This window comes from Streptomyces sp. NPDC020299 (genome assembly GCF_044387825.1).
In the GTDB taxonomy this organism is placed as follows: domain Bacteria; phylum Actinomycetota; class Actinomycetes; order Streptomycetales; family Streptomycetaceae; genus Streptomyces.
Genome location: NZ_JBIRWL010000006.1, coordinates 81,649 through 103,236 on the forward strand (window position 1 = coordinate 81,649; position 21,588 = coordinate 103,236).

The 21,588-nt window shown below is 72.3% G+C and carries 18 protein-coding genes; 8 read left to right on the plus strand and 10 right to left on the minus strand.

What is annotated here, in order from left to right:
- From ACH45E_RS17170 to ACH45E_RS17185, 4 genes are all read right to left on the minus strand, one after another.
- A complete protein-coding gene (locus ACH45E_RS17170) occupies window positions 1-1,605 on the minus strand; it encodes a serine/threonine-protein kinase (RefSeq protein ID WP_361441451.1) in 1,605 nt (534 codons plus the stop codon).
- 27 nt (window positions 1,606-1,632) lie between these two features.
- Window positions 1,633-3,234 (minus strand): sulfite exporter TauE/SafE family protein, encoded by a 1,602-nt coding sequence (locus ACH45E_RS17175; RefSeq protein ID WP_361440482.1) that lies wholly within the window; start codon window positions 3,232-3,234, stop codon window positions 1,633-1,635.
- The gene (locus tag ACH45E_RS17180; RefSeq protein ID WP_361440485.1) at window positions 3,231-4,793 is read right to left on the minus strand and encodes a tetratricopeptide repeat protein; all 1,563 of its coding nucleotides are present in this window, start codon (window positions 4,791-4,793) and stop codon (window positions 3,231-3,233) included. The genes ACH45E_RS17175 and ACH45E_RS17180 overlap by 4 nt, the downstream gene beginning before the upstream one ends.
- Before the next feature lie 111 nt (window positions 4,794-4,904).
- Window positions 4,905-6,443 carry a DUF4331 domain-containing protein gene (locus tag ACH45E_RS17185; RefSeq protein ID WP_361440488.1) on the minus strand — a complete coding sequence of 513 codons (1,539 nt, stop codon included), beginning with the start codon at window positions 6,441-6,443 and terminating at the stop codon, window positions 4,905-4,907.
- Window positions 6,444-6,664: 221 nt separating this feature from the next.
- Here ACH45E_RS17185 and ACH45E_RS17190 point away from each other — a divergent pair, with 221 nt between their 5' ends.
- The 3 genes from ACH45E_RS17190 to ACH45E_RS17200 all read left to right on the plus strand — a co-directional run bounded on the left by ACH45E_RS17190 (window position 6,665) and on the right by ACH45E_RS17200 (window position 8,413).
- On the plus strand, window positions 6,665-7,207 hold the full coding sequence (locus ACH45E_RS17190; RefSeq protein ID WP_361441454.1) for a sigma-70 family RNA polymerase sigma factor: 543 nt from the start codon (window positions 6,665-6,667) through the stop codon (window positions 7,205-7,207).
- Window positions 7,204-8,022, plus strand: a complete 819-nt coding sequence (locus ACH45E_RS17195; protein WP_361440491.1) for an anti-sigma factor — start codon at window positions 7,204-7,206, stop codon at window positions 8,020-8,022. Before ACH45E_RS17190 ends, ACH45E_RS17195 begins: the two co-directional genes overlap by 4 nt.
- Window positions 8,023-8,137: 115 nt before the next feature.
- Complete coding sequence (locus tag ACH45E_RS17200; RefSeq protein WP_132853822.1) at window positions 8,138-8,413, plus strand: hypothetical protein; 276 nt, start codon at window positions 8,138-8,140, stop codon at window positions 8,411-8,413.
- A gap of 13 nt (window positions 8,414-8,426) precedes the next feature.
- On the opposite strand, the gene ACH45E_RS17205 is transcribed toward ACH45E_RS17200, so the two are convergent.
- Genes ACH45E_RS17205 through ACH45E_RS17215 form a run of 3 tightly spaced genes read right to left on the minus strand, consistent with a single transcriptional unit; the run spans window position 8,427 to window position 11,416 of the window.
- Window positions 8,427-9,623 (minus strand): CaiB/BaiF CoA transferase family protein, encoded by a 1,197-nt coding sequence (locus ACH45E_RS17205; protein WP_399041030.1) that lies wholly within the window; start codon window positions 9,621-9,623, stop codon window positions 8,427-8,429.
- A 48-nt stretch (window positions 9,624-9,671) separates the two neighbouring features.
- The gene (locus ACH45E_RS17210) at window positions 9,672-10,448 is read right to left on the minus strand and encodes an ABC transporter permease (protein WP_361440497.1); all 777 of its coding nucleotides are present in this window, start codon (window positions 10,446-10,448) and stop codon (window positions 9,672-9,674) included.
- Complete coding sequence (locus tag ACH45E_RS17215) at window positions 10,445-11,416, minus strand: ATP-binding cassette domain-containing protein (RefSeq protein WP_361440500.1); 972 nt, start codon at window positions 11,414-11,416, stop codon at window positions 10,445-10,447. The genes ACH45E_RS17210 and ACH45E_RS17215 overlap by 4 nt, the downstream gene beginning before the upstream one ends.
- A 64-nt stretch (window positions 11,417-11,480) precedes the next feature.
- Here ACH45E_RS17215 and ACH45E_RS17220 point away from each other — a divergent pair, with 64 nt between their 5' ends.
- Window positions 11,481-12,203: a TetR/AcrR family transcriptional regulator C-terminal domain-containing protein gene (locus ACH45E_RS17220; protein WP_361440503.1), complete on the plus strand. Its 723-nt coding sequence runs from the start codon at window positions 11,481-11,483 to the stop codon at window positions 12,201-12,203.
- A 15-nt stretch (window positions 12,204-12,218) separates the two neighbouring features.
- Here ACH45E_RS17220 and ACH45E_RS17225 read toward each other — a convergent pair whose 3' ends face one another.
- From ACH45E_RS17225 to hmgA, 3 genes are all read right to left on the minus strand, one after another.
- Window positions 12,219-13,421, minus strand: a complete 1,203-nt coding sequence (locus tag ACH45E_RS17225) for a type ISP restriction/modification enzyme (protein WP_361440506.1) — start codon at window positions 13,419-13,421, stop codon at window positions 12,219-12,221.
- 542 nt (window positions 13,422-13,963) lie between these two features.
- Window positions 13,964-14,710 carry a GntR family transcriptional regulator gene (locus ACH45E_RS17230; protein ID WP_361440509.1) on the minus strand — a complete coding sequence of 249 codons (747 nt, stop codon included), beginning with the start codon at window positions 14,708-14,710 and terminating at the stop codon, window positions 13,964-13,966.
- Between the two features lie 27 nt (window positions 14,711-14,737).
- Window positions 14,738-16,087, minus strand: a complete 1,350-nt coding sequence (hmgA, locus tag ACH45E_RS17235) for a homogentisate 1,2-dioxygenase (RefSeq protein WP_361440512.1) — start codon at window positions 16,085-16,087, stop codon at window positions 14,738-14,740.
- Between the two features lie 191 nt (window positions 16,088-16,278).
- Here hmgA and ACH45E_RS17240 point away from each other — a divergent pair, with 191 nt between their 5' ends.
- The 4 genes from ACH45E_RS17240 (at window position 16,279) to ACH45E_RS17255 (ending at window position 21,543) form a co-directional block, all read left to right on the plus strand.
- Window positions 16,279-16,839 carry a hypothetical protein gene (locus tag ACH45E_RS17240; protein WP_361440515.1) on the plus strand — a complete coding sequence of 187 codons (561 nt, stop codon included), beginning with the start codon at window positions 16,279-16,281 and terminating at the stop codon, window positions 16,837-16,839.
- A gap of 78 nt (window positions 16,840-16,917) precedes the next feature.
- Window positions 16,918-17,538, plus strand: a complete 621-nt coding sequence (locus ACH45E_RS17245; RefSeq protein WP_361440518.1) for a TetR/AcrR family transcriptional regulator — start codon at window positions 16,918-16,920, stop codon at window positions 17,536-17,538.
- A 185-nt stretch (window positions 17,539-17,723) separates the two neighbouring features.
- On the plus strand, window positions 17,724-19,976 hold the full coding sequence (locus tag ACH45E_RS17250) for a molybdopterin oxidoreductase family protein (RefSeq protein ID WP_361440521.1): 2,253 nt from the start codon (window positions 17,724-17,726) through the stop codon (window positions 19,974-19,976).
- Window positions 19,977-20,109: 133 nt separating this feature from the next.
- Window positions 20,110-21,543: a citrate:proton symporter gene (locus ACH45E_RS17255; protein WP_361440524.1), complete on the plus strand. Its 1,434-nt coding sequence runs from the start codon at window positions 20,110-20,112 to the stop codon at window positions 21,541-21,543.
- Window positions 21,544-21,588: the final 45 nt, after the last annotated feature.

The following is a 21,588-nucleotide window of genomic DNA, read 5'->3' on the forward strand; positions in this document are numbered from 1 at the left end:
TCAGTCAGAGGCCGAAGCCGAGGAGGAGGCCCCGTCCGACGGGGTCTCCGCCGTCGCGCAGGTCACCGAGAACGGCACCTGGTCGGACGTCGTACGCACCGGGCCGCGCACCTCGACGCCGATCGCGTTCTCGACCGTCCCGCTCTCCGAGTACGTCGTCACGACCACCTTGTCCTGCTTGGACTTCCCGCCGCCCGCCGGGAACGACAGCGTCTTCCACCCCGAGTCCGAGACCGAGCCGCTCTTCGCCACCCACCGGTACTCGACCTGCGCGGGCAGCCGGCCCACCGTGAACGTCGCCGTGAACGCGGGCGCCTGAGCGCTCGGCGGCGGACAGCTCCCGGAGTACTCCGTGTGCGCCCCCGTCAGGGTGACGTGCACGGACTGGGCCGGGGCGGAGCTCACCGGGCTGCTGCTCGGCGAGGGCGGCGGGGCACCCTTGGTGGAGTCGGTGGTGCGGGTGGGGGCCGGGGAGCTGAAGCCGCTGCCCTTGTCCGTGCTCGCCCCACCGCTGTTCTTGTCGTCCTCGCTGCCGTGGTTGAGCAGCGCGTACGTCAGCCCGGCCAGCGCCAGGGCGACCGCGACCAGGCCCACGACCAGGACCACGCCGGCCCGCCGGTCGCGGCCCCGCTCCGGCACGGGCGCTGTGGCGGTGCGGACCGGTACGGGTCTCGGCGGTGTCGGGGACGACGGCCGCATCGGACGGGTCGGGGCCGTCGGGGCGTACGACGCCACGGGCACGGTGTCCGCGCGCGGCGCCCCGCCCGCGGCGACGAGCCGCAGGTCCTGCTCGGCCAGTTCGGCCGGCAGCCGTTCGGCGGGGTCCTTGCGCAGCAGCCCCTCGATGACCGGGGCGAGCGGCCCGGCCCGGCGCGCCGGCGGCAACTCCTCGTCGACGACCGCGCGCAGGGTGCTCAGCGGCGTGTCGTGACGGAACGGGGAACTGCCTTCGACGGCCGCGTACAGCAGCACGCCCAGCGACCAGAGATCCGACTCGGGACCGGGCGTGCGCCCCAGCGCGCGCTCCGGCGCGAGGAACTCGGGCGAGCCGATCACCTCGCCGGTCATGGTCAGCGCGGAGCTGCCCTCGACCGTGGCGATGCCGAAGTCGGTGAGCACCACCCGGCCGTCGTCGGCCAGCAGCACGTTGGCCGGTTTCACGTCCCGGTGCAGCACCCCGGCCGCGTGGGCGGCGCGCAGCGCGGCCAGCACCTCGGCGCCGATGTGCGCGGCGCGCTGCGGGGGCATCGGGCCCTCCGCCTCCAGCTGGTCGCCGAGGGACATCCCGCGCACCAGCTCCATGACGACCCAGGGCCTGCCGCCCTCCATCGCCACGTCGTACACCGTCACCACATTGCGGTTCGCGACCCGCGCCGCCGCCCAGGCCTCGCGCTCCAGCCGGGCATACATCCGCTCCACGTCCGCCGTGGGCAGCCCGGCCGGGGCCCGCACCTCCTTCACCGCGACCTCACGGTGCAGTACCTCGTCGCGGGCCCGCCACACGGTTCCCATTCCGCCCTCGCCGAGCGGGGACAGCAGACGGTAGCGGCCGGCGATCACACGTTCACTGCCCGATTGTCCGGACACGGGTGCCCCCCACGGCATCTCGCGTGATTTCTCCACAAACGTAGCTCAGCCCAGTGCGGATGCCGCCCCCTTGAGCACCAATCCGGCGCCCAGGACCAGCACGACGAACGCGGACGCCAGGGGTGTGCTCCGGCGCACGAGAGCCGCCGCGGGGCCCGCGGTCCAGCGGGGGCGCTTGTTCAGCACCCGGTTCATTCCGCTACCCAGCTTGACGACCGCGAACCCGGCCGCGGTGAGGGTGAGCGCCAGCCCGACCCCGTACGCGACGACCAGCAGCAGCCCGAACCACGCCTGCCCGAGGGCCGCGGCGCCCACCAGCACCACGACCGCGGAGGGGCTGGGCACGAGCCCGCCGGCGAACCCGAGCAGGATCGTGCCGCGCAGGGTGGGGGCGGTCTCGTGGGTGTGGGTGAAGCCGCCGTGGGTGTGCTCGACGGCGGCGCCGTTGTGCTTGTGGTCGTGGTCGTGGTCGTGGTCGTGGTCGTGCGAGTGGTCGTGGTCATGGTGCTCGTGCGCGTGTCCGTGCTCGTGCTTGTGACCGTGGCCGTGATCGTGACTGTGATCGTGCCCGTCCCCATGGCTGTGGCCGTGGCCGTGGCCGTGGCCGTGGCCGTGCGCCTGCTGCCGGTTGCGCAGCGCCCGCCGTACGAGGTTCGCTCCCGCGATGGTCACCAGCAGGCCGCTCGCGATGCCCAGCCAGGCGATCACCGAGGGGGTCGCGGCCGATCCGGCGGTGACGAGGAGCCCGAGGGCCACCACGCCCAGGGTGTGGGTGACCGTGACCGAGGCGGCCAGCGGGAGCACGTCCCGCATGCGGGCCCGGCCGCCCCGGGCGGCGGCCGTCGCGGCCATCAGGGTCTTGCCGTGGCCCGGCGCGAGGGCGTGCATCGCGCCGAGGCCGATCGCGATGAGCAGGGCCAGGGAGGCGAAGCCGAGGGTGAGGTCGTGGCGCGCGACGAGGTTGTCCAGCGCGCGGGTCCAGCGGTCGGCGCCGCGGGGCAGGATGGAGGAGGCGGGGGCGGCCTGGTGCTCCGCGGCGAGGGCCGGTCCGCCGGGCCGCGCGTGCACGGAGGCGCTGACGGTGTCGGCCGGGGAGGACAGCAGGTCCTTGGGGTAGGCCGTCAGTTCGTGGGACACCGATGTCTTCGGCACGTCCGACGCGGTGAGCGTCGTGCGGTCGCCGCGCGCGGTGATCTCCCGCCAGCCCGGTCCCGTGGTCGTGCCCGCGCTGTGGAAGCCGAGGGTCACGGTGTCGCCCTTGGGGAGCGGGGCGGTGAACCGGCACTCCACCCGCAGGGTGTTGAGCCCTGCCTGGCCGGGCCGCAGTTTCGCGTGCGCGGTGCCGGCCGAGAGGGCGGTCGTACGGCCGTCGACGGTCAGCTTGCTGCCCTCGGCGGCCGTGGCACACCGCTGCCGGGCCCACTCGGTCAGGCCGCCAAGCCGCTTGATGTCGGGCTTGGCCTGGGTGGCCGGGATCTCGGCGAGGTCCTCGACGTGGTCGACGCGGAGCTGTCCGGGGGCGGCGACGAGACCGTCGTACCGGTTGACGGTGAAGTTGCCGAGCGGGTGGGCGCTCGCGGCCGTGACGGGCAGCAGCACGAGCGCGCCGGCGGCCAGGGCGGCGGCGAGGAGGCGGCGGGGCTTCACTTGGCCGCCTCCAGCGCCTTGCGGGCCTCGCGGGCGCCGAGCGGGGAGAAGCCCGGGTTGAGCTTCAGGGCCGCGGTGAGCGAGGCGCGGCCGTCCTTCCGGTGGCCGGTGGCCAGTTCGATCATGCCGCGGTGGTAGAGGAAGGAGGCGTTGTGGTAGCCGGTGGCGGTGGCCCGGCGGGCGTGGTCGAGGGCCTCCTGGTCCTTGCCGTTGACGTGCAGGGCCCAGGCCAGGGCGTCCGCGGTGTGCACGGTGTGGCGCCGGGCCCACTCGGCGCGGGCGGCCCGCAGGGCGGCGGCCTTGTCGCCGTGCTCGGCGGCGGCCAGCGCGGTGTCGAGGTCGGCGTTGACGCCGTTGGCCTTCGCCAGGGAGATCCATGCGTCGACGAGGGCGTACTGGTCCTCGGCCTTGGCCTTGTCGCCGTCCTGGCCGCGCGCCTCGTACAGCTCGCCGAGCTCGACGAGGGGGCCGGGCAGCGGATACCGCGAGACGACGAGCTCCATGCCCTTGATCGCGGCGGCCCGGTCACCGCTCGCCGCCTGGGCGCGGGCGCGGCCCTCCAGGGCGGGGAGGTAGTTCTCGTCGGCGGCCAGGGCGCGTGCGTACCGGTGGAGCGCGGTCTTGTAGTCGCCCTGGTTCCAGGCGAGTTGACCGAGCTGGGCGGAGACGTAGGCGATGTCGCCGCGGGAGGTGGCGTTGGACAGGGCCTGCTCCAGCACCCGGCGGGCCGTCTTCACGTCGCCGCGCAGCTCGTGCACGTAGGCGTACCGGGTGAAGACGGGTACGCCGGGCTTGCGCTCGTCGGCCGTGTCGGCGGCCTTGGACGCCTCGTCGTACCGGCCGAGTTCGACGAGTGCGTCGATACGGGAGGACAGGGCGCGCTCGCTGTAGGGGTTCTGCTTCAGAGCCCGGTCGGCGTAGGTGAGGGCCAGTGCGAACTGGTGCCGGGCGGCGGCGAGCGCGGCGAGGCCCGCCAGCGCCTGGTCGTTGTCCGGGGACAGCCGCAGCGAGCGCTTCAGGGCCTTCTCCGCCTGCGGATACCGGGAGGGGTCGCCCTTGGTCCGCGCCTGCTCGTCGTAGGCCAGCCCGAGGGTGGCCCAACTGCCGTAGTCCTTCGGCTGGGTGCGCAGATGGGCCTGGAGGGAGGCGATGGTCGCGTCGAGGTCGCCGCTCGCGAGCAGCCCCGGGTTGACGGCACTCGAGGCCGCCGCCACGGTCGCGGGCGAACCGTCCCGCGCCGCACCGAAGGCGATCGCCCCGCCGGTCAGCGCGACCGCCAGCAGCGCCGCACACCCGGCGAGCCGAGCCGCCCGCCACCGCCGCCCGGCCTCCCCGACCCGCCGCACGGCGGCGACCCGCACATCCGCCCCGGACGCCTCGCGGTCCGCCGCGGGAATGAGCTCTGCTTCAGTGGACCCAGTTTCAGTGGACCCAGTTTCAGTGGACTCGGTTTTCTGACCAGGGAGTTCAGCCCGCGGGGCGGGGGATGTCTCAGCGGCGGGCGGGAGTTCGTCCCCGTCCACCTCGGACACGGGGTTGTCGTTCGTGCGCGGGGACATGCCCTCTCCTGGGTCGCCTGGTCGTTGCGGGAAGTCGTGGGACGGCGCGGCCCGCGCCGTGGGGGAATGGATGCGCGGGCCGCGCCAGTCGGTGGGGGTGGAGCGTGGGGCTCAGTACGGGCGCTGGATGCGCCGGCGCCACCACGCCACGGCCGCACCGATCAGCAGGATTCCGGCCGCACCCGAGGCCGCCGACCCGGCGATCAGGACCTTGTTGTCGGTGCCGCCGCCGGAGCCCGCCGGCTGGAGCGCGTCACCGAGCTGGCTGCGGACGTCGGCGCCGCTGGTCGTGCCCTTGGCGAGAGCGCCGCGCGAACCCGGGGTCGGCTCGGCCACGTACGGGAAGTACTTCTCGAACTTCTTGTCGTTCGCGTTGACCGCGTCGCTCAGGTCGTTCTTGGCGCCGACCAGTTCGCCCTCCATGACCTGGAGCGCCTCGTCGACCACGTCGTCGGTGAGGCGACGGCCGTTCGGGAAGCCCGCGTTGTCACCGTCGAGCACACCGAGCCGCTTGGGGTGCATGGCCGGCTTGATCGAGGTGTTGAGGCGCAGCTGTTCCGAAGGCTTCACGTAGGGCGGCTGGTTGAGGCCCTTGACGCCCTTCAGGAACACGTCGACCAGGTCGTTGCGCGGCTCCTTCGGAGCCTTGATCTTGTAGATCGACTCGATGAGCTTCGGCAGCTCGGGGTTGGTCACGTTCTTCAGGAACTGCGCGTCGTACGCCGGCGAGGACGCGTTGAACTTGTCCTTGTCCTTCAGCGGGTTGACGACCTCGTTCACCAGCGGGTTGCCCAGGCGCGAGACCTGCGAGTAGTAGCCCTGCGCGTTCTTGCGCTGCGTGGTCGAATAGATGCCGACGATCGGCTGCTTGCTCGACTCGCGGATCAGGTCGTTGGGCACCTGCAGGGCGATCGTGTTGACGTTGTAGCCCTTGAGCGTGTCCCGGCCGACCTCGCTGAGGTTCCCGCCGTACAGCAGGTCGAAGACGCGCAGGTCCAGGAAGAACGGGTCGTCCGCCTGCCCGGCGAAGGTCGCGCCGCCGTTCGCCGTCTTGTAGATCGCCTGCGAGCGCAGCTTCGCGTAGTCCGGCATCGACGCCTTGCCGACGTCCGACGGGGCCACCGGCACGCTGTCCGCGACCCGCGACTTGTAGACCTGCTTGCCGTGCTTCAGCTTGATCAGGTCGATGTCGTACGTCTGCGTGACGTTGAGGTCGGGGTCTTTCAGGCTGTCGACCACACCGGTGTTGTAGAGGAAGGTGTTCTCGTTCTTCCGGTGCGTCTTGAAGGTGTAGCGGAAGATCAGGTCGTCCTGGGCGTCACCGTTGTTGTCGACATGGAGGTCGTACTGGGCGTCGTCCGCGAACGTGAAGAAGTTCGGTCCGCCGGCCGGGTCCTCCATGGGGATCCAGTTCGCCACGATCGTCGTCGTGTCGGGCTTGTCGGGGCTGACGAACGCGTACACGTCGGTGTTGTCGTACTGCGGGGTCCCCGAGATGAGCGGGGCCTCGCGGTGGCTGGAGGCGAAGGCCGCCCCGGGTGCCAGTGCGGCGGCGCCGGCGGCTGCGAGCCCACCGGCGGCCAGCGCACTGCAGACGAGAGTGGCGAGGCCCTTGCGCCCCGCGCCGCTCCTGGAAAAGTGAGGTGTCATGCCGTCCGTCCTCAGTCCCAACTTGCTTGACGGACGGGTATACGGAGCAGAGGGCGGGTTCGGATTGGTCTCGAAGAAAAAATCTTTTTCGAGTTCGTGACCCGCGTTTTCGGCCCTGGGATACGTAAGCCCTGCTGGAGGTGTGTCCGTTGGGCAGGGCCGGGGTGACAGGAGCGGGTGTGGCGGGATGGGGCCGGTGCGGCCGCGGAGAGGGGGACGGGGTGGACGCGGACGAACTCCTGGTGCGCGTGGCCGGCGGTGACCAGAAGGCGTTCGAGCAGCTGTACGGCATGGTGTCCGGGCCGGTGTTCGGGCTCGTGCGCCGTGTGCTGCGCGATCCCGCCCAGTCGGAGGAGGTCTCCCAGGAGGTGCTGCTTGAACTCTGGCGCTCCGCCGCCCGGTTCGACCCCGGCCGGGGCAGCGCCCTGTCCTGGGTCCTCACCCTCGCCCACCGTCGCGCCGTCGACCGCGTGCGCAGCGCCCGCGCCGCCGGCGAACGGGAGCAGCGCGAGGCACTGCGCGCCTCCGGCCCCGCCTTCGACCAGGTCGCCGAGGAGGTCGAGGCGGGGCTGGAGCGCGAGTGGGTACGGCGCTGCCTGGCCCGCCTCACCGCGCTGCAACGGCAGTCCGTCACCCTCGCCTACTACGACGGCTACACCTACCGCGAGGTGGCCGAGCGGCTGTCGCTGCCGCTGGGTACGGTCAAGACGCGGATGCGCGACGGACTCACCCGGCTGCGCCAGTGCCTGGGAGGTGCCGCATGAGCCTGCTCGACCGGCTGCTGCGCCGCGAGGACCTGCACTCGCTCGCCGCCCCCTACGCCCTGGACGCCCTGGAACCCGCCGAGCGCGTCCGCTTCGAGAAGCATCTGAGGAACTGCGACCGCTGCACCGCCGAGGTGCGCGCACTGGCCGAGGACGCCGTGCGCCTGGCCTGGTCCACGGCCGCCCTGCCGCCGGCCGCGATGCGCGACCGGGTGCTGGCGGCGGTCCGGGCCACCCCGCAGGACCCGGCCCCGGCGCAGGCCCGGGAACACTCGCCCCAACTCCCGCCGCACGTCTGGGGTGCGCAGCCCCCTCCGGCCCGCACCCGTGCGCCTCGCCCGCGCCCCCTCTTCGTCCCGTTCGCCACCGTCACGGCCGCCGCCGCACTCGTCGTCGCCGGGCTCTTCGCGGTCGAGGCCAACCGGACTCAGGACCAACTCGACGCCGCGCGGGCACAGTCACGTGACATCGCCCACGTTCTCTCCGCCTCGGACGCGCGTGCGACCAGCGGCAAGGACACACAGGGAAGGACTATCGGAGTGATCGCTTCCGCCTCCGAGGGCCAAGCCGTCGTCACGCTCAGCGGATACAGCGCTCCGCCCAGCGGACGGGTGCGCCAGCTCTGGCTCATGCGCCCCGGCGTGCAACCGCGCTCCCTGGGGCTTTTCGACGGTGACACGCCCTTGATCGCAACAGGTCTGGGCAAGTCGGCGATGTCACTCGCCGTAACCGTGGAGCCCGACGGTGGGTCAGTGCAGCCCACCACGCAGCCAATTGCCCAACTCGCGTTGAAATCGGTCGGATTCGGAGAGTAATCATCAACCCCCTTGCTGGGTAGGTGAATCCTGCGACCGTGATACACGCATGCCTCGCCGGGGCGATAGGGTTACCCTGCCCGGGCCGGGTGGACTCGTACGGGTGGGGAGTGACATGGAGCAGATAACAGTGCGCAGCAGGGCGCGGGTCCCTGCGATCACCTGCGGGAGCAGCGCGACCAGCTCGCGCTTGGACCGCCATCTGTCGGTATTGGGCGGTCCCGCCATACCGCAGCGGGAGACGGTCGAGGCGACCTCGCTGATGCGTGAGCTGACCGCACGTGAGCCCGCGCACGAGCGCAGCGGCAGGGGTGCCCGGGTCCGCCGGGTCTCGCTCTTCGCCCCCCTGCGCCGACTGCGCCGCTCGCTGTTCGGCGGCAACAAGCACTGAGCCCCGCCCGCGCTCAGACCACCACACCGTCCCGGCGCAACGCTGCGATCTCGTCGTCCGTCATCCCCACGGCACGCAGCAGCGCACCGGTGTGCTGTCCGAGCGCGGGCACGTCACCCATCCGAGCCTCGTCCCCGCCCGGCAAGGTGATCGGTGGCAGCAACGCCCGCAACGGCCCGACCGGCGAACCCACCTCCCGCCACCGCTCCCGGGCCGCCAGCTGCGGATGCTCCGCCACCTCCCGCAGGTCCCTCAGCCGGGCACACGCGATGCCCGCCGCCTCCAGGCGCGCCAGCGCCTCGTCCGCCGTCAGCGCGCCCAGCGCCTTGGCGACCAGCGCGTCGGTTCGCTCCCGGTTCGCGACCCGCGCCGGGTTCGTCGCGTACGCGGGATCCGCGCCCAACTCGGGCTGTCCGACGACCTGCTCGGCCAGCCGCCGCCACTCCCGGTCGTTCTGCACCGACAGCAGCACCCGCCCGCCGTCCGCCGTCGGATAGGCGTCGTACGGCGCGATGACGGCGTGCGCCAGGCCGGTGCGCGCCGGGGGAGCGCCGTCGTGCATCGTGTGGTGCAGCGGGTGGCCCATCCACTCGGTGAGCGCGTCCAGCATCGACACCTCCACCGGCCCGCCGCGCCCGGTCGTCCCGCGCCGCACGAGCGCCGCCAGCACCCCTGAGAAGGCGTACATGGCCGCCGCGATGTCCGCCGCCGGGATCCCCGCCTTCACGGGCTGCTCCGGCGTCCCGGTCACCGACACCAGCCCCGTCTCACACTGCACGAGCATGTCGTAGGCACGCTTGTCCGCGTACGGGCCCGATGCCCCGTACCCCGAGATGTCCACCGCGACCAGCCGCGGATGCGCCGCGCACAGCGTGGCCGCGTCGAGGCCGAGCCGGGCCGCCGCGCCCCGCGCGAGGTTCTGCACGAACACGTCCGCGTCCGCGACCAGCCGCAGTACGAGATCCAGGCCGCGCGGGTCCTTCAGGTCCAGCGCGATGGACTCCTTGCCGCGGTTGCACCACACGAAGTGCGAGGCCAGCCCGCGTGCCGCGGAGTCGTAGCCGCGCGCGAAGTCGCCGCCGTCGGTCCGCTCCACCTTGATGACCCGGGCGCCCAGGTCGGCGAGCTGCCGGGTCGCGAAGGGCGCGGCCACGGCCTGTTCGACGGCGACGACTGTGATGCCCTCCAGGGGCAGGGGGAGTCGGTCCATGGGAAGTCGGTCCATGGGGTGGATCATCGCCCCCGACCGGCGGTTCTGTCAGCCGTGCGCGTAGCGGCGGACCGCGAGCGGCGCGAAGACGGCGATCAGCGCGGCGCACCACACCAGTGACCCCGCGACCGGATGGGCCACCGGCCAGGCCGCCCCCTCGGGCACGGGCGCGTTGCCGAACAGGTCCCGCAGCGCCGTGGTCACCGCGCTGATCGGGTTCCACTCGGCGAGCGTGCGCAGCCAGCCGGGCAGGTTGCCGGTCGGGATGTAGGCGTTGGACAGCAGGGGCAGCATGAAGGTGGCGCCGCCCAGCTGGCCGGCCGCCTCCTCGCTGCGGGTCAGCAGCCCGAGGAAGATGCCCACCCAGGTGCAGGCGAACCGGAACAGCAGCAACAGCGCGACCGCGGCCACCGCGTCGAGCGCCGATCCCTTCACCCGCCATCCCATGGCCAGTCCGACCAGCAGGAACGGCACCGTCCCGGCGGCCGTGGTCACGAGGTCGGCCAGCGCCTGCCCGAGTGGGACGGCGGCCCGGCTCATCGGCAGCGTGCGGAAGCGGTCCATCACGCCCCGGTGGGTGTCCTGGGCCGCCTGGAACATGCCCGCCATGATCCCGCCGGCGGTGGTCGCCACCAGCAGTCCGGGGACGAGGAAGGAGCGGTACTGCGCGCCGGGCATCGCCAGCGCGCTGCCGAAGACGTAGCCGAAGAACAGCAGCATGCTGATCGGCATCGTCTGGGTGAGGATCAGCAGTCCGGGGTTGTTGCGGATCCGGCGGAGCTGGCGTCCCAGCATCGCGCCGCTGTCGTACGCCAGCATGCTCATGCCGCGGCCTCCTCGAGGTCGGTGCGGTCGGTGCGGTCGGTGCTGTCGGTCAGCCGCAGGAACACGTCGTCGAGGGTCGGGGACCTGAGGCTCGCGTCGAGCAACGGCAGGCCGGCCGCGTCGAGTTCGCGGACCAGGCGGGGCAGGGTGAGGGTGGTGTCGGTGGTGACGGCGCCGACGCTGTGCCGCTCGTGGTCGAGCGCCGGCTGTCCGCCGGTGATCCGGTCGAGCACGGCGGCCGCCTCGTCCAGACTGCCGGGATCGGCGACGACGACCTCCGCGTACACCCCGATCGCCGCCTTCAGCTGGGCCGGGGACCCCTGGTGCGCGACCCGCCCCCGGTCCACCAGGGCGATGTCGTCGGCGAGTTGGTCGGCCTCCTCCAGGTACTGGGTGGTGAGCAGCACGGTCGTGCCGTCCGCGTTCAGCTCGCGCACGGCGTCCCAGATCCGGTTCCGGCTGGCCGGGTCGAGCCCGGTCGTCGGTTCGTCGAGGAACAGCACGTCCGGGCGGCGTATCAGGCTCGCCGCGAGGTCCAGGCGGCGCCGCATCCCGCCCGAGTAGGTGGACGCGGGCCGGTCGGCGGCCTCGGCCAGGCCGAAGCGGTCCAGCAGCTCCGCGGCCCGCTCGGCCGGGCCCCGGACCCGGTGCAGCCGGGCGAACAGCCGCAGGTTCTGTCGCCCCGTGAGGTCGCCGTCGACCGACGCGTACTGCCCCGTGACACCGATCCGGCGCCGCACGGCCGCCGCCTCCCGTACGAGGTCGTGCCCCGCGACCCGCGCCGAGCCCGCGTCGGGCGTGAGCAGCGTGGTCAGCAGCCGTACGGCCGTCGTCTTCCCCGCCCCGTTCGGGCCCAGCAGCCCGCAGACGGTGCCCTGCGCGACGGCCAGATCCAGCCCGCGCAGGGCGTGCACAGCGCCGAAGCGCTTCTCCAGACCTTCACTGAGTACAGCGTACGTAGAAGTCATGTGTCGACCATAGCGCACTACGTACGATGTACGTAACTAAGATGGTGGGGCGAGGTGATGATCGATGGCAGGCCGAGGGGCCGTACCCGAAGTGATCTGGGCGCGCCCCGAGCGCGCCGGGCGAGGCCCGCGGCCGGCGTACACCCGCGCCGACATCGCGGCCGCCGCCGTACGCATCGCAGATGCCCAGGGGCTGGACGCGGTGTCCATGCGGCACGTCGCGGCCGAACTGGGCTGCGGCACGATGTCGCTGTACAACTACGTCCCCCGCAAGGAGGACCTGTACGAGCTGATGGTGGACGCGGTCAGCGGCGAGCACGAGCTGTGGGAGCCGGCCGGTGACTGGCGGGCCGACATGCTCCGCGTCGCCCACCAGACCCGCGGCCTGATGCACCGCCACCCCTGGATGCCGCGCCTGATGTCCCCCGTGTACGGCTTCAGCCCCCACGCCCTGCGCTACATCGAGCACTGCCTGGCCTGCCTGGACCCGCTTCCGGCCGCCTACGGCACGAAGATCGAGCTCGTCGCGATGCTGAACGGCGTGGTGACCACGTACGTCCGCAACGAACTCGACACCGCCGAGCGTGTTCGCTCCCTGCCGTGGTCCGAGGACGAGGAGAACGCGGTCCGCATCGCCTATCTGGGCGGTCGGATCGCCTCCGGCGCGTATCCGCGGATGGCGGCGGCCTTCACGGCGGATTCCGGGCCGATCGATCTGGAGGCGGTGTTCCAGCGGGCGCTGGAACGGGTACTGGACGCCTTCGACCCGGACCGGGGCGCCCGCTGACCGACCGATGGCCCGCTAAAGCAGCGCGAACTGCCCCTCCGGGCCCTCCTCGTGGTGGTCGAGGACGGAGGCGGGGCGGTGGGACCACTCCGGGGCCGGGAGTACGCCCGCCTCGCGGAGGTCGGTGGCCGTGACCGGGGCCGTCTGCTCCAGCTCTTCCCGCCGCGGCTTCAGCTCCGCCAGGAGCGCGAGCACCGTGATCAGTTCCAGCAGCTCCGATGTCCAGGTCTGCGGCCAGGAGCCGGGGCTGATCGCGGCGAGGGTGCCGGGCTCGGCGGGGGTGGTGCGGGTCGCGAACCACTGCTCCACCACCCGGACCCCGGCGACCTCGAAGTCCCATGCCTGTGGCGGTACCGGCGAGATGCGGCCCTCGTCGAGATGCAGGGTCTCCTCGTCGCGGTCGTAGTGCAGGGTCAGCATGGGGGTCCCCCCGCTCGAGCGCAGTCGAGAGTGGGGGAGGACTGGCAGGGGCGCGCGGACGTAGGGGCGGCGCCCGCCGGGGAGCTTGGGACGTTCGCCGTCGCGGCGCATCAGCCAGAGCATGCGGTGGCCCAGCCGTACGCCCCGGGCCCAGAGTTCGGCGTCGCCGGTGAGCGGGACGGAGAGGTCCGGGCGGGTCGTGGCCAGGATCCAGGCGAGCACGTCCAGCGGGGCCGGGGACAGGCCCAGACGGGCGGCCAGGAAAGCCGGCAGGCCCGGTGCGAGGTTCGGTTCCCCGCCCCCCGGGCGCCGGTACAGCGGGCGGATGCGGCCCGGCCGAAGGAGGGGGAGGCGGGAGGTGGCCAGGAGGGGTGAGCCCAGGGCGGGGATGTCCCCGGCCGTCTCCACGGTGAAGACCTGGTGCTCGTCGGCCACCCGCCACAGCTCGGGGCGGGCCGCGTCCAGCAGGCGGTGGTCGGGGATCAGCCACTGCTCGTCGAAGGGGGCCGCGAGCACCCGCACGGGTTCCGGGCAGGGGCCCGAGGCCCGCACCAGCTTCTCCGTGCCGCTCGACTGGCCGGGCAACTGCCCCACCGCCGAATGCGGCGTCCGCGAACGCGTCGACTCGAACAGAGCCTCCCGATCCGCCCCCTCGGCCTTCAGCAGAACATCCCACCGGGCTCTCAGCGAGCCCGGATCAGGCGCCGTCGGCCAGGCGCGGCCCAGCCGCAGCGGTGCGACGGACCACGGCATGAGGTCCGCCAGCAGCGGAGCGTCGTCGTGCGTCACGCTGGGCATCGTACGGCAGCCCCCAGAAGAGACACGGGCCCACCACCGCGCACCCGCGCCCGCCACGACGTCCCGTCGCGGCCTGCGCGCGGATGTGGCCCTGCACGATCACTCCGTGGGCGGCCGGCGTCTCATCGCGGACTCCGCGCGGCGCGATTGCTTACGGTGACCCATGGGCGGCTGACGGTCGGTGCGCCCTGGTGATGAGCCGGCGGTCCGTCGTGGCTTTCGTGCGGGCGTGCCCCGTCATGACGCACCGCAGAGCGCCGCCTGCGCAACGCGGCTGCCGCCCGGCCACGCCCCTCGCTGCGGGCTCCGCAGACGGCCGGCGGGCCGTCGCGGGCTCCGCGCGGCGCGACCGGCGGCTGACGGGGCGCCACAGCCTGCGGGGGTGCGCTGTGGTGATGAGTCGGCGGTCCGGCGCGGCTTTCGTGCGGGTCGGCCCTGTCGTGGCGTACCGCAGGCTGTCGGCTGCGCAACGCGCCTTCCGCGCGGACGCGACCCGTCGCCGCGAGCTCGCCCGGCGGCCCATCGCGGAACCAGCGGAGCGCCTACGCGTCCAAGGTCACCGTGAAGGAGAAGCGGTCGCCCCGGTAGTGGATGATCGCCACGTCCAGGGCACGGCCGGCGGTGTCGTAGGTGATGCCCGTGTAGTGGAGGATCGGGCTGAGCAGGGGGACTTGGAGCAGGCGCGCGGTGTCGGGGTCGGCCAGTCTGGCCTCCACGGTGTCCGTGATGCGGCTGATGTCCGCCCCGACCACATCCCGCAGCACCTTGGTCATCGGCCAGCGCACCAGGTCGTCCAGGTCGATGCGCGCGGCCAGTTCGGGACGGATGTGGTTGCGGGCGTGGTTGGTCGGCTCGCCGGTCTTCTCGTCGCTGCGCAGCCGGTGGTACGTGGCCACCTCGGCGAGGTCCGGGAAGTACTCGGCGAGTTCGGCCGGCACGGCCGCCCTGCCGTGGTCCAGCAGTTCGGTCGTCATGCCGGACTGCTGGGCCACGATCGCGTCCACCGAGCCCAGCAGCCGCACGGGAGCGCCCCGCAGGGCGTCCGGCTCGATGAACGTGCCGCGCCGGCGGTGCCGGGTGATCAGCCCCTCGTCCTCCAGCTCCTTCAGCGCCTGCCGCATGGTCAGCACACTGACCCCGTAGTGCTCCGCCAGCCGCTCCTCGGTGGGCAGGCGGAGCGGATCCCGCGGCGAGCGGCCGAGTATCGAGGCGCGCAGCGACTGCGACACCTGGTACCAGAGCGGCAGCTTGCGGTTCAGGACGATGGAGTCGGGGGCGAAGGAGGTCACGGGGCCATCCGTACCTGGAGCAAATCCTCAGTGCAAGGGGCGGAAGTGCCGCTCGAGGCCCTGCCACACGTCGTCGTACCGCTGCTGGAGGTGGTCCGCCCGCTCCGCGTGGGGCGTGAGCGTCACCGGCCAGCGCGTCTCGAACATGAACGCGAGCCCGTCATCGATTTTCTGCGGCTTCAGCTCGGCCGCGCTCGCCCGGTCGAACGTCTCCCGGTCCGGGCCGTGCGCCGACATCATGTTGTGCAGCGAACCGCCGCCCGGCACAAAGCCCCCTTCTCCGGCGGTCTTCGCATCGTAGGCGCCCTCGACCAGGCCCATGTACTCGCTCATCACGTTCCGGTGGAAGTACGGCGGCCGGAAGGTGTCCTCGCCCACCAGCCAGCGCGGCGCGAAGACCACGAAGTCGACGCCCGCCAGCCCGGGGGTGTCCGAGGGGGAGGTCAGCACCGTGAAGATCGACGGGTCGGGATGGTCGTAGGAGATCGTGCCGATGACGTTGAAGCGGCGCAGGTCGTAGACGTACGGCACATGGTTGCCGTGCCAGGCCACCACATCGAGCGGCGAGTGGTCGTACGTCGCCGACCAGAGGTTGCCGCAGAACTTGTTCACCACCTCCACCGGCCCCTCGACGTCCTCGTACGCGGCGACCGGCGCCCGGAAGTCACGGGCGTTGGCCAGTCCGTTGGCGCCGATCGGGCCGAGATCGGGGAGGCGGAAGGGGGCGCCGTAGTTCTCGCAGACGTAACCACGGGCAGTCGGGCTCTGCCCGCCATCCGATGCCGTGTCGAGCAGTTCCACCCGGAAGCGCACCCCCCGCGGCACCAGCGCCACATGTCCCGGCTCCGCGTGCAGCAGCCCGAACTCCGTGCGCAGCAGCAGCCCGCCGCGCTCCGGCACGATCAGCAGCTCACCGTCGGCGTCACTGAAGACGCGCTCCATGGAGGAGTTGGCGTGATAGAGGTGCACCGCCATGCCCGCGCGCTGGGCCGCGTCGCCGTTGCCGCCCAGGGTCCACAGGCCCGCCAGGAAGTCCGTCCCGGCCGGCGGCTCGGGCAGCGGGTTCCAGCGCAGCCGGTTCGGGTCCGGCACGGTCTCGGTGAAGGGGGCCGTGCGGATCGCGCCGTTGTCGGTGCGGACGAAGGAGGGGTGGGCGGCCGAGGGGCGGATCCGGTACAGCCAGGAGCGCCGGTTGTGCGCCCTGGGCTCGGTGAACGCCGAGCCGCTGAGCTGTTCCGCGTACAGGCCGAGCGGCGCTCGCTGCGGGGAGTTGCGGCCCTCGGGCAGGGCGCCGGGCACCGCCTCCGTAGCGTGCTCGTTGCCGAATCCGGACAGATAGGCCAGTGCCTCCGCGGTCTTGCGCGCGTCCCCGCTCATGATCGCTCCCTTGCGAACCTGATTCCTATGTATCACCGTAGGATTGCGTTTTCGCGGACGCAAGAGGGACCGGCGTCCTGCGGGGGTCCGGCGTCCCTCGGGGGTCCTACAGGGGTCCTCCGCGAGAGGTAGGGACGGAACCAGACTTCAGAAGGATTCGCGTCCCGGCGCGCTGTTCTAGAGTCCCGGGCATGTCGTGGAAGCGGGGGCTGCTCGCCGCGCTCGTCGTCTGCGTCCCGCTGCTGACCGGACCGGCGGGCTGCGGCACGAGCGACGCGAGCGAGAGGAAGGACGGGGGGTCACCATCATCGGTGGGCAGACTCCTCGACGAGACGGACGGGGAAGGGCGGCACTACCGAGAGGTCGGCAAGGACAAGGCACCCGAGGTCGGTATCGAGGTGACGCCCGACGCCGGCGGCAGCTGGGACGTCCGGCTGACCGTCCGCGACTTCCGCTTCTCCGCGCCGGGCGCGAAGGCGCAGGCGGTCGCGGGGCGGGGGCTGGCCTACCTCTTCGTCGACGGCGGTCAGGTGACCCGGCTGCGCACCCCCGGGTACCGGCTCGCCGCCCGGTTCGTCCCGCACGGTACCCACCACCTCACCGCCCGCCTGTACGCCGACGACGGCACGGTGTGGGCGGTGCACGGCAAGCCGGTGGAGAGCACGGCCGACATCACGGCGTCCGGGGCGGAGTCGTCACCGCAGTCGCCACCGGAATCGCCACCGGTGTCGTCGCCGGTGTCCTCGCCCTGACCCGGGCGAGATGAGTGCATGGGCCATCCGTCTCCGTACCAGGGGGCGAGGTTCACCGGAGTCCGGCGGGAAGGCATCATGAAGCCCGTGCCCCACGATGCGACATCGCTGCGCCGGGCGCCCGTGCAGCGGCGCAGCGCAGAACGGCTGACCAGGATCCTCGACGCCTGCGCCGACCTCCTCGACGAGGTCGGCTACGACGCGTTGAGCACGCGGGCCGTGGCGCTGCGCGCCGGGGTGCCCATCGGCTCCGTGTACCGCTTCTTCGGCAACAAGCGGCAGATGGCCGACGCGCTCGCACAGCGCAACCTCGAGCGGTACTCCGAGCGTGTCACCGACCGCCTGAAGGACGCCCGGCGAGGGGACTGGCGGGCGGCGATGGACGCCGTCCTGGACGAGTACCTGGCCATGAAGCGCACTGCGCCCGGCTTCTCCCTCGTCGACTTCGGCAACCAGATCCCGGTCGGCGCCCGGCACGCCGAGCCCAACCACCGGGTCGCCGACCGCCTCACCGACCTCCTCTCCGGCTATCTCGGCCGCGACCCCGACGACGAACTCCGCCGCGTCTTCCTGGTGGCCGTGGAAGCCTCCGACACCCTGGTCCAGCTCGCCTTCCGGGTGGACCCGGACGGCGACGAGGCGATCATCGGGGAGATCCGGGAGCTGCTGAGGGCGTATCTGGGGCGGGTGCTGGACTGAGGCGCCGCCCGTGGCTCAGCGCCGACGTCGCCGCGGACGCGGAGTGCTGAGTGCCGCGCACGCCGACGCCCCGAGCGGTACGCCGCCCCACGCCATCCCGGGTCAGACCCTCCCCATCATGCATACCGGTCGGTATGCTCCCCTCATCCGAGGCGTCAGCGCCGCCGCCACCACCGGGAGGACCCGTGTCCCGCACCGCCCTGCGAATCTGCCCCCTGTGCGAGGCCACCTGCGGCCTGACGCTCACCATCGACGGGACCCGGGTCACCGGTGCCCGGGGTGACCGCGACGACGTGTTCAGCAAGGGGTTCATCTGCCCCAAGGGCGCCTCCTTCGGTGCCGTCGACGGTGACCCGGACCGGCTGCGCACGCCCCTGGTCCGCAGGGACGGCGAGCTGCGCGAGGCGAGCTGGGAGGAGGCCTTCGATGCCGTCGCCGCGGGAATCCGGCCTGTCGTCGAGCGGTACGGGGCGGACTCCGTCGGCGTGGTCCTCGGCAACCCCAACGTGCACACCATGGCCGGCGGACTCTACCCGCAGGTCCTGGCCGGCGCGCTGCGCACCCGCAGCCTGTTCACCGCCTCCACGCTCGACCAGATGCCCAAGCACGTCTCCAGCGGGCTGCTGTTCGGCGACGCCAACGCCATCCCCGTGCCGGACCTCGACCACACCGACCACCTGCTGCTCATCGGCGCCAACCCGCTGGAGTCCAACGGAAGTCTGTGCACGGCCCCCGACTTCCCCGGCAAGCTCAAGGCGCTCAAGGCCCGCGGCGGCACGCTCGTCGTCATCGACCCGCGCCGCACCCGCACCGCCAAGCTCGCCGACCGGCACATCGCGATCCGCCCCGGCACCGACGCGGCTCTGCTGGCGGCGATGGCGTACATCCTCTTCGAGGAAAAGCTGGTCGACCTCGGCGAGTTGACGCCGCACGTCCAGGGGCTCGGCGAACTGGAGGCCGCCGTCGCGGACTTCAGCCCGGAGGCGGTGGCCGAGGCCTGCGACGTACCGGCCGCCGAGATCCGTACCCTCGCCCGCGAACTCGCCGCCGCCCCCACCGCCGCCGTCTACGGCCGCATCGGCAGCTGCACCGTCCCGCACGGCACCCTCGCCAGCTGGCTCGTGGACGTCCTCAACATCCTCACCGGCAACCTCGACCGCCCCGGCGGTGCCCTCTTCCCGCAGGCGGCGACCGACAAGACGCCCCGCCCCGCCGGACCCGGCCGCGGGTTCGCCCTGGGCCGCTGGCACTCCCGGGTGAGCCGGCACCCCGAGGCGAAGGGCGAGCTGCCGCTCTCCGCGCTCGCCGAGGAGATCGACACCGCCACCGAGGAGGGCGAGCCGATCCGCGCCCTCATGGCGGTCGCCGCCAACCCCGTGCTGTCCGCCCCGGACGGCGACCGGCTCGACAAGGCCCTGGCCTCCCTGGACTTCATGGTCAGCGTCGACCCCTACCTGAACGAGACCTCGCGCCACGCCCACGTCGTGCTGCCCCCGCCGCCGCCGTCGCAGAGCCCGCACCACGACTTCGCCTTCAACACCCTCGCCGTACGCAACCAGGTCCGCTACAACCGCCCCGCCGTTCCCCTGGAGCCCGGCCGGATGGCCGAGACCGAGATCCTGGCCCGCCTCATCCTCGCCGCGACCGGCATGCACGGCGCCGACCCGGCGGCCGTCGACGCCATGGTGGTCGACCAGACCCTCGGCAAGGCCGTCCAGGACCCCCACTCCCCGGTGCACGGCCGTGACCCGAAGGAACTCGCCGCACGACTCACCGGCGACACCGGCCCCGAGCGGCGGCTCGACATGATGCTGCGCCTCGGTCCCTACGGCGACGGCTTCGGCGTACGACCGGACGGACTGAGCCTGGCCAGGCTCCTCGAACACCCGCACGGCATCGACCTCGGCCCGCTGGGCTCCCGCCTGCCGCAGCCGCTGAAGACCAGGAGCGGCAAGGTCGAGCTGCTCCCGCGGCCCATCGCGGACGACCTGCCCCGCCTGCGCGAGGCCCTGCGTGAACGCGCCGACGGGCTCGTTCTGGTCGGCCGGCGCCATCTGCGGTCCAACAACAGCTGGATGCACAACGTGCCCGCCCTCACCGGCGGCACCAACCGCTGCACCCTGCACATCCACCCCGAGGACGCCGAACGCCTGGGCGTGCGGGACGGGGCGGCCGTCCGCGTCAAGGGCGCCGGGGGAGAGGTCACTGCCCCCGCCGAGGTCACCGACGGCGTGCGCCCCGGTGTGGTGAGCCTGCCGCACGGCTGGGGGCACGACCGCCCGGGCACCCGGATGAGCCACGCCGCCACCGACCCCGGCGTCAACGTCAACCAGCTCCTCGACGGCAGCCTGCTCGACCCGCTGTCGGGCAACGCGGTCCTCAACGGAGTGCCCGTCGAGGTCGCCGCCGTGACCGAAAAGCTCACCCCCGTGACCTGAGCAAAGCCGTGACCTGGCATTTTGCGCTTATTGCTCGCAGGTCAACGTCTTGTTAACACCGTTTGAACGGACCTAACGTCAACGCACCGCCTGCCCGGTGGGATGTTCAAGGGCGAACGTTAGGTATCCACTCATGCTGACCATCCTCGGCTTCGCCATGATCGCGACCTTCCTGGTCCTGATCATGCTGAAGAAGATGTCGCCGATCGCGGCGCTCGTGCTGATTCCCGCGCTGTTCTGCGTGTTCGTCGGCAAGGGCGCCAAGCTCGGCGACTACGTCCTCGACGGCGTCACCAGCCTCGCCCCCACCGCGGCGATGCTGATGTTCGCGATCGTCTACTTCGGTGTGATGATCGACGTCGGCCTCTTCGATCCGATCGTCCGGGGGATCCTCAAGTTCTGCAAGGCCGACCCGCTGCGGATCGTCGTCGGCACCGCCGTCCTCGCCGCGATCGTGTCGCTGGACGGCGACGGCTCGACCACCTTCATGATCACCGTCTCGGCGATGTACCCGCTGTACAAGCGCCTGAAGATGAGCCTGGTCGTGATGACCGGTGTGGCAGCCATGGCCAACGGCGTGATGAACACGCTGCCCTGGGGCGGCCCGACCGCCCGCGCCGCGACCGCGCTGAAGCTCGACGCCAGCGACATCTTCGTGCCGATGATTCCCGCGCTCGCCGTGGGCCTGCTGTTCGTCTTCGCCCTCGCCTACGTCCTCGGCCGCCGCGAGCGCAAGCGGCTCGGCGTGCTGACGCTGGACGAGGTGCTGGTGGAGGAGCCGGAGACGGAGACCGTCCTGGTGGGTGCCGGTTCGGGCAAGGGTGCCGCTGCCGGCAAGGGTGACGGCAAGGCCCCCGTGCGCACCGGTGGCGCGGGCTCCGGCACCGACGCGGACGCCCTCGGGGACGAGGACGAGGACGACGGTCTGCAGGGCCTCGACCCGGACCGGCCGACCCTGCGGCCCAAGCTGTACTGGTTCAACGCGCTGCTCACGGTCGTCCTGCTCACCGCCATGATCATGGAGTGGCTGCCGATCCCGGTGCTGTTCCTGCTGGGCGCGGCCCTCGCGCTGACCGTCAACTTCCCGCACATGCCCGACCAGAAGGCCCGCCTCGGGGCGCACGCCGAGAACGTCCTCAACGTCTCCGGCATGGTCTTCGCCGCCGCCGTCTTCACCGGCGTCCTCCAGGGCACCGGCATGGTCGACCACATGGCCGAGTGGCTGGTCTCCAACATCCCCGACGGCATGGGCCCGCACATGGCCTTCGTCACCGGCGTGCTGAGCATCCCGCTCACGTACTTCATGTCGAACGACGGCTTCTACTTCGGCATCCTCCCGGTGCTCGCCGAGGCCGGCCACGCACACGGCGTCTCCTCCCTGGAGATCGCCCGCGCCTCCCTCGTCGGCCAGCCGCTGCACATGTCCAGCCCGCTCGTCCCGGCCGTGTACGTGCTGGTCGGCATGGCGAAGGTGGAGTTCGGCGACCACACCAGGTTCGTGGTCAAGTGGGCGGCGCTGACATCGCTGGTGGTGCTCGGGGCAGGAATCCTCTTCGGCATCATCTGAGCCCCGCATCCCGTCCCCCTCGTCCCGTCCCCCTCGTCCCGATCC